The organism is Legionella quateirensis (assembly GCF_001467955.1).
Classification (GTDB): Bacteria; Pseudomonadota; Gammaproteobacteria; order Legionellales; family Legionellaceae; genus Legionella; species Legionella quateirensis.
Genome location: NZ_LNYR01000031.1, coordinates 20,662 through 21,053, shown reverse-complemented (window position 1 = coordinate 21,053; position 392 = coordinate 20,662).

Below are 392 nucleotides of genomic sequence, written 5' to 3'. Positions count from 1 at the left end.
CTGGTATTACATCAAATCGCATCAAGAGGAATGAGGAACTCACGAATAATGTAGTTTTGACACAACTAAAATGATAAAGAATGGACCCTCCGCCTTCGCGGAGGGTGACGATCATGATAGCGGAGGGTGACGATGATGACAGCAGAGGGTGACGCGATATCCCGTCTCCCTCCGCGTAGGCGGAGGGTCCATAATGGTAAATCCAATACTGAAAATCCAAAACACATTTTCATATCAATATATTGCAACTTATATAAATGAAAATCTTATATTCTGGTATTACATCAAATCGCATCAAGAGGAATGAGGAACTCACGAATAATGTAGTTTTGACACAACTAAAATGATAAAGAGTGGACCCTCCGCCTTCGCGGAGGGTGACGATCATGATA